At 65.9% G+C, this 419-nt stretch carries 1 protein-coding gene; it reads left to right on the top strand.

Features of this window, described 5'->3' with window-relative positions:
* Positions 1 to 419: GNAT family N-acetyltransferase (locus tag AC1DHL_RS29975; RefSeq protein ID WP_478164365.1), on the top strand; the 419-nt coding region annotated here is incomplete at both ends.

The raw sequence follows: 419 nt of genomic DNA, 5'->3' as shown, positions 1-419 counted from the left end.
CGCCTACCCAGCCGCTGTTTGACGCTTTGCCCACTGGCCGCTCCGGCCAGTCGGCGCGGAGCCGTCTTCCTCGTCAGCCAGCACAGCACCAAACCCATGCACAAGCTCCAGCGCCTGCTTTCAGTGTGGCGTGGGCACGTCACCAGGACGAAGTAGCCGAGGCGCAGCGCCTGCGCTACAAGGTCTTCGCCGAAGAAATGGGCGCACGGCTCCAGTCGTCGTCCAATGGCACCGATGTCGACATGTTCGACGCCTATTGCGACCACCTGATCGTACGCGACCAGGAAACGCTGCGCGTGGTGGGCACCTACCGCGTACTGCCGCCGCACCAGGCCAAGCGCGTCGGCTGCCTCTACGCCGAATCCGAATTCGACCTCGTGCGCCTGGCGCACCTGCGCCCCAAGATGCTGGAGCTGGGC

This window comes from Variovorax sp. 10L426 (assembly GCF_056395305.1).
This window is presented reverse-complemented; position numbering and strand designations above follow the sequence as displayed.